Below are 6,259 nucleotides of genomic sequence, written 5' to 3' on the forward strand. Positions count from 1 at the left end.
GGCGGCGTGAGAAGGTGGGGCGCAGTCCGTCTATGACGGTGCGACGCCCAGGACAAGAGGCAAGAGGCTAGAGCGTCAGCTCGCGGCGGACGTCGCCCCGGTAGGCCCGGGCGAGCGCCTCGGCGGCGGCCCGAGCCTCGGCGGTTGTTTCCTCGGGGACCTTCACCTGGAGGTGGAGGTACAGGTCGCCCTGTGCTCCGCCCTTGAGCGAGGGAACGCCGCGCCCCTTCAGCCGCATGCGGCGGCCGGATTGGGAGTGGGGGAGCACCTTCACGGTGACTTCCCCCTGGAACGTGGGGACGCGCACGTCGGCGCCCAGCAGGGCCTCGGAGACCGTCACGGGAAGGTCGAGGTGCAGGTCATCGCCTTCACGACGCACCAGGGGATGCTCGGCCACCTCGGTTTCGATGTAGAGGTCCCCTGGGGGGGCGCCCCGTGTCCCCGCCGCGCCCTGGCCGGAGAGCCGCACCTTCGAGCCGGTGTGTACGCCCGCGGGAATCTTCACCGTCAGCCGGGCTAGCTCCTCCTTCACACCCGCGCCCCCGCACTGGGGGCAGGGCGGCGCGGCCTTGCCCGTGCCGTGGCAGTTGGGGCACGCGCCCGCGCCACCGAACAGGCTCCCGGAACGCCGGGAGCGGCCCGTGCCGTTGCAAACGTTGCAGGTGGCCACCGGTCCTGAGGTACCCCGGCCACTGCACGTGGAGCACCGGCCTGGACGGCTGAAGGCGAGAGGACGCTCGGTGCCGGAGACGGCTTCGGCAAGCGTGAGCTGGACGCGGACCGTCAGGTCCTCCCCACGCTCGGGTCCCGTGTTGCGACCGCGACGCCCGAACATCTCGCCAATGTCGAAGCCCCCCGGGGCGCCGCCCGCCGCGCCACCGCCACGGCCTCCGAACAGGTCGCCGAAGAGGTCACCCAGGTCGAAGCCCTCGGCGCCATGGGGAATGCCCCCGGCACCAGCGCTCCCGGCCGAGGCTTTGTAGGCCCGATAGGCCTCCGCCTTCTTTTCGTCGAAGCCAATCTTCTCGGCGTCCGGGCCGAACTCGTCGTAGAGCTTGCGCTTCCGAGTGTCTGACAGCACCTCGAACGCCGCGCTCACCTGCTTGAACTTCTCCTCGGCGGCTTTGTTGCCCGGGTTGACGTCCGGGTGGTACTTGCGCGCCAGCTTGCGGTACGCCTTCTTGACGTCCTCCGCTGAAGCCGACCGTTCGACGCCGAGGGTCTGGTAGTAGTCGTCCGCCATTTGTTCCCGCCGTGGTGTACCCGATTCAACGTAACCAGCCGGTAGGCACGCGCCAGCAAGGACTGTCCGGACCGTGCGAGATGTATAAAGTCGCCGGAGGATGAGGGAGCCCATGTCACCGCCTCGCTGGCTCGGCGCGGATACCCTGTGGCTTGCGGGCTGGCTCTCGCTGGCGCCAGCCGTGGGGACTGCGGCCACCCCGCCGTCCGCCGTGGAGGGCCGGGTCGCTGACCGGGTGGTGGCCATCATCGAGGGCCAGGTGCTCACCCTGAGCGAGCTGCGCTTCGAGGCCCGGGTCGCGCTCCTCCAGCGAGGCGGCGTGCAGGCCCTGGAGCTCCCGCTCGACGAGGACACGCTCCGGGGGGCCCTGGAGCTCATCATCAACCAGCGGGTCCAGGTCCTGAATGCGGACCGGCTGCAGGCCTTCCCTGCCGAGCCCGCGGAGGTCCAGGCGCGGGTGGACGCATTCCAGGCGGTGCTGGGAGGGGAGGCGGCGTTGAAGCGGTTCCTGTCCCGCCATGACGTGGACGTACAGGGGCTGGAGCGGGTGCTGGCGCGGGGGCTTCGGGCCGAGCGCATCCTGGACAGCCGCATCCGGCTGCGGGCGCAGGTGGGGGAGACCGAGGTCCGCCGCCACTTCGAGCAGAACGCGGACGAATATCCGGAAGGCTACGAGGCGGCGCGCGCCGCCATCAGGGAGAAGCTGGTGCGGGAGCGGTATGGGGCGCTGGCGGCGGAAGAGCTGGCACAGGTGCGGGCCTCGGCGCAGGTGCGCCGCGTGGCCCCCTTTGCCCGGGAGGCAAGTCGATGAGGCGGATGCGCGAGGAGCCGGCGCCCGAGGCCCGGCACGGCTACACCATCCGGCAGATGATGGCGGAGGACCTGTCCGCGGTCATGCTGCTGGAGCAGGCCTCGTTCAAGAACCCCTGGTCCCAGGACCTGCTCAAGCGCGAGCTCCAGCACGAATGGTCCACCATCCTCCTCGTGGAGGAGGAGCGGGAGGCGGACGGGCCGGAACTGCTGGGCCTGGCCATCTTCTGGATCGTCCATGACGAGGTGCACGTGCTGAACGTGGCCACCGCGCCCAAGCACCGGCGCCGGGGCGTGGCGCGCGCCGTCATGGACGAGGTCCTGGCGCGGGGGAGGGCCAAGCGCTGCACCCTGGCCACCCTGGAGGTGCGCAAGAGCAACGAGGCCGCGCTCCAGCTCTACCGGGCCTTCGGCTTCCGCCCCGTCGGCATCCGGCCGAACTACTACGTCGACGAGGGCGAGGACGCCGTCGTGATGGTCCTCGACTTCTAACCGCACGCGGAGTAGAGGACCGCCCCGTTGTAGACCAGCCGTGCGCGGAAGCGCCGAGGCGGGGAATGGGACCTGGGACCCTGGCCGGTTGTAGGCAAGGGACAGGCCGTGCTTGACACGGATAGGCCCCTTCCTATACTCGCGCGCCTTTCCGTTGTCTTGTAGGTAGATATGCGCCGCTTGGTGTCTCTGGCGGCGACGAACCCGAAGAAGAGGTATCAGTGCCGACCATTAGCCAGCTGGTCCGCAAGGGCCGCGAGAAGCTCGTCGTCAAGGGCAAGAGCCCCGCGCTCAAGGAGTCCCCTCAGAAGCGTGGCGTCTGCACGCGCGTGTACACCACGACCCCGAAGAAGCCGAACTCGGCCCTCCGCAAGGTGGCCCGTGTTCGTCTGACGAACGGGATCGAGGTCACGTCCTACATCCCCGGCGTGGGTCACAACCTCCAGGAGCACTCGGTGGTGATGATTCGCGGTGGCCGTGTGAAGGACCTCCCGGGCGTCCGCTACCACATCGTCCGTGGAACGCTGGACTCCGTGGGTGTCGCGGGTCGCAAGCAGAGCCGCTCCAAGTACGGCGCGAAGCGTCCGAGCTGATCGCTCGTCACGCGGATCACCTTCTGTAGCGCAGAGTCCGGACGCATCGCCCCGCACCCTGGGGAGCGTCCTTGTGAAGTTTCTCCTGCAGTACTTGAAGCCCCGTGGATTTCTCCCAATGGGAGTGGGGCGTAAGGGAAGAGAGAAGAGATGCCTCGCCGTCGCGTAGTCGCCAAGCGCAAGATTCTTCCGGATCCGAAGTTCCAGGACCGGCTCGTCACCAAGTTCGTCAACGACCTGATGCGGAAGGGCAAGAAGTCCATCGCGGAAGGCGTTTGCTACGGTGCCTTCGCCCTCATTGAGGAGCGCGCGAAGGAAGACCCCCTCAAGACCTTCAAGAAGGCCCTCGACAACGTCAAGCCGGTGCTCGAGGTCAAGAGCCGCCGCGTCGGTGGCGCCACCTACCAGGTGCCGGTCGAGGTCCGTCAGGACCGCCGCGTGGCGCTCGGCATGCGTTGGATCATCACCTACTCCAAGGCGCGTGGTGAGAAGACCATGCAGGAGAAGCTGGCCGGTGAGATCATGGACGCCGCCAACAACCGCGGCAACGCGGTGAAGAAGCGTGAAGACACGCACAAGATGGCGGAGGCCAACAAGGCCTTCGCTCACTACCGCTGGTAGGCCCTCGAGGCTTCGCGGTTGCCGCCCGGATGCAGAGGATGCATCCGGGCGGTTTTGTTAGATGAGCAGGTTCTATGTAACCGTCCGGCCGGCAGGTGTCGAGGCCTCGGGCCCGCCCTTCCTTCCTGGAGAGGTATTGAGTCATGGCCCGTGAGTACCCCCTCGAGCGCTACCGCAACATCGGCATCATGGCGCACATCGATGCCGGCAAGACGACGACCACGGAGCGCATCCTCTTCTACACCGGCGCCATCCACCGGATGGGCGAGGTGCACGAAGGCAACACCACCACCGACTGGATGGTCCAGGAGCGTGAGCGCGGCATCACGATCACGTCCGCCGCCATCTCCGCATTCTGGGCCCGGCACGACCAGCGCTACCGCGTCAACATCATCGACACGCCGGGACACGTGGACTTCACCATCGAGGTGGAGCGCAGCCTGCGCGTGCTGGACGGCGCCATCACAGTGTTCGACGCGGTGAACGGCGTGGAGCCGCAGTCGGAGACGGTGTGGCGCCAGGCGGACAAGTACAAGGTCCCCCGCATCTGCTTCATCAACAAGATGGACCGGGTGGGCGCCGACTTCGAGATGTCCGTGGACACCATCCGCGAGAAGCTGGGCGCGCGTGCGGTCCGCATGCAGCTGCCGCTGGGCGCGGAGGACAAGCACCGCGGCGTCATCGACCTGCTGAAGATGAAGGCCCTGGTGTTCCAGGACTCGGAGCAGGGCAGCCGCTACGAAGAGTCGGACATCCCCGAGGAGTTCAGGGAGGCGGCGGACGCTGCCCGCGCCGAGCTGCTGGAGGCCGCGGCCGAGCAGGATGACGCGCTCACGGAGAAGTTCCTCGAGGGCGTGGAGCTGACCGAGGACGAAGTACGTGGCGCCATCCGCAAGGGCTGCGTGGGCCTGAAGCTGTTCCCGGTGTTCTGCGGTTCGGCCTTCCGCCACAAGGGCGTGCAGCCGCTGCTGGATGCGGTGGTGGACTACCTGCCCAGCCCGCTAGAGGTGCCGCCCATCCACGGCAAGACGCCCAACGGCGAGGACGCCGTTCGCGAGACGCGGGACGACGCGCCCTTCAGCGCGCTGGCGTTCAAGATCATGAACGACCCCGCGTTCCAGTCCCAGACGCTGACCTTTCTCCGCGTGTACTCCGGCAAGCTGGAGGCGGGCTCTGCGGTGTGGAACTCGGTGAAGGGCAAGCGCGAGCGCATCAGCCGGCTCGTGCAGATGCGCGCGGACAAGAAGGACGAAATCACCGAGTGCTATGCCGGTGATATTTGCGCCGTGGTGGGGCTGAAGCTGGCCGGCACGGGCGATACGCTCTGCGACGACAAGCAGCCCATCATCCTGGAGCGGATGGATTTCCCCGAGCCGGTCATCGACATCGCCATCGAGCCGAAGTCGACGGCGGACCAGGACAAGATCCTCCAGTCGCTGCAGCGCCTGGCCATGGAGGACCCGTCCTTCCGCGTGAGGACGAACGAGGAGACGGGGCAGATGCTCATCGCAGGCATGGGCGAACTCCACCTGGAAATCATCGTCGACCGCCTCCTGCGCGAGTTCAAGGTCGACGCGAACATCGGCAAGCCCCAGGTGGCCTACCGCGAGACGGTCACCACGCAGGTGGAGATGGAAGGGAAGTACATCCGCCAGACGGGCGGCCGAGGCCAGTACGGCCACATCTGGCTGCGTGTGGCCCCCAATGAGCCGGGGCAGGGATTCTCCTTCGAGAACAAGATCACCGGCGGCGTGGTCTCCAAGGAGTTCGTCGACGCGGTGAAGGCCGGGTGCGCCGAGGCCATGCAGAACGGCCCGGTGGCCGGCTACCCCATGGTGGACGTGAAGGTGGAGGCCTTCGACGGCTCCATGCACGACGTGGACTCCAGCGAGATTGCGTTCAAGATCGCCGGCTCGCTGGCCTTCAAGGACGCCGTGCGCACGGCCACGCCCGTGCTCCTCGAGCCCATCATGAACTGCGAAATCGTCACGCCCGATGACTTCATGGGCGACGTCATCGGCGACCTGAACGGGCGGCGCGGGAAGGTGCAGGGGATGACCCCCCGCCCTGGTCGTGTGCAGGCCATCCAGGCGCAGGTGCCCCTGGCGGCCATGTTCGGCTACTCGACCGACCTGCGCAGCCGCAGCCAGGGAAGGGCGACGTACACCATGCAGTTCAGTCACTACGCGCCCGCGCCCAAGACGGCGCTCAACCGCTGAGTGGCTTCGGCCCGGCCGTGGACCGGCCGGGCGATTTCAGTTGACGTTGTGGCAGGTTTAGAGCAGGACGCAGCACCTTCGCAGTTGTTTTTCGCGAGTCGACGTGCCGGGCTTCGGACCGGCAACCCCGTGAGGAGAGGCCATGGCCAAGGAAAAGTTCGAGCGTAACAAGCCCCACGTGAACATCGGCACGATCGGACACGTGGACCACGGCAAGACGTCGCTGACGGCCGCCATCACCAAGGTGCTGGCGAAGACGGGCGGCGCCACGTTCCTGGCGT

At 67.5% G+C, this 6,259-nt stretch carries 7 protein-coding genes; 6 read left to right on the plus strand and 1 reads right to left on the minus strand.

All coding sequences use genetic code 11. The features are described 5' to 3' along the window. Positions 1-67 precede the first annotated feature (67 nt). On the minus strand, positions 68-1,243 hold the full coding sequence (locus tag F8M74_RS33675; RefSeq protein ID WP_141257553.1) for a DnaJ C-terminal domain-containing protein: 1,176 nt from the start codon (positions 1,241-1,243) through the stop codon (positions 68-70). A 112-nt stretch (positions 1,244-1,355) separates the two neighbouring features. Here F8M74_RS33675 and F8M74_RS33680 point away from each other — a divergent pair, with 112 nt between their 5' ends. From F8M74_RS33680 to F8M74_RS33705, 6 genes are all read left to right on the plus strand, one after another. Further along, the gene (locus tag F8M74_RS33680; RefSeq protein ID WP_228560021.1) at positions 1,356-2,054 is read left to right on the plus strand and encodes a hypothetical protein; all 699 of its coding nucleotides are present in this window, start codon (positions 1,356-1,358) and stop codon (positions 2,052-2,054) included. Then, positions 2,051-2,545: a ribosomal protein S18-alanine N-acetyltransferase gene (gene rimI, locus F8M74_RS33685; protein ID WP_141257551.1), complete on the plus strand. Its 495-nt coding sequence runs from the start codon at positions 2,051-2,053 to the stop codon at positions 2,543-2,545. Before F8M74_RS33680 ends, rimI begins: the two co-directional genes overlap by 4 nt. Positions 2,546-2,766: 221 nt before the next feature. After that, entirely contained in the window at positions 2,767-3,138 is a 372-nt protein-coding gene (gene rpsL / locus F8M74_RS33690) for a 30S ribosomal protein S12 (protein WP_002637381.1), read from the plus strand. Positions 3,139-3,288: 150 nt separating this feature from the next. Beyond that, a complete protein-coding gene (rpsG, locus tag F8M74_RS33695) occupies positions 3,289-3,759 on the plus strand; it encodes a 30S ribosomal protein S7 (RefSeq protein ID WP_011553340.1) in 471 nt (156 codons plus the stop codon). Positions 3,760-3,902: 143 nt separating this feature from the next. Further along, complete coding sequence (fusA, locus tag F8M74_RS33700) at positions 3,903-5,978, plus strand: elongation factor G (RefSeq protein ID WP_141257550.1); 2,076 nt, start codon at positions 3,903-3,905, stop codon at positions 5,976-5,978. 142 nt (positions 5,979-6,120) lie between these two features. Beyond that, a partial coding sequence (locus F8M74_RS33705; RefSeq protein ID WP_228556459.1) for a GTP-binding protein occupies positions 6,121-6,259 on the plus strand: 139 nt, incomplete at its 3' end.

This window comes from Myxococcus sp. CA023 (assembly GCF_010998615.1).
In the GTDB taxonomy this organism is placed as follows: Bacteria; Myxococcota; Myxococcia; order Myxococcales; family Myxococcaceae; genus Myxococcus.

What these genes read in the sequence shown, in the direction of transcription:
- F8M74_RS33675 (WP_141257553.1), bottom strand. Translation starts at nt 1,243, where the DNA reads ATGGCGGACGACTACTACCAGACCCTCGGCGTCGAACGGTCGGCTTCA.
- F8M74_RS33680 (WP_228560021.1), top strand. Translation starts at nt 1,356, where the DNA reads ATGTCACCGCCTCGCTGGCTCGGCGCGGATACCCTGTGGCTTGCGGGC.
- rimI (WP_141257551.1), top strand. Translation starts at nt 2,051, where the DNA reads ATGAGGCGGATGCGCGAGGAGCCGGCGCCCGAGGCCCGGCACGGCTAC.
- rpsG (WP_011553340.1), top strand. Translation starts at nt 3,289, where the DNA reads ATGCCTCGCCGTCGCGTAGTCGCCAAGCGCAAGATTCTTCCGGATCCG.
- fusA (WP_141257550.1), top strand. Translation starts at nt 3,903, where the DNA reads ATGGCCCGTGAGTACCCCCTCGAGCGCTACCGCAACATCGGCATCATG.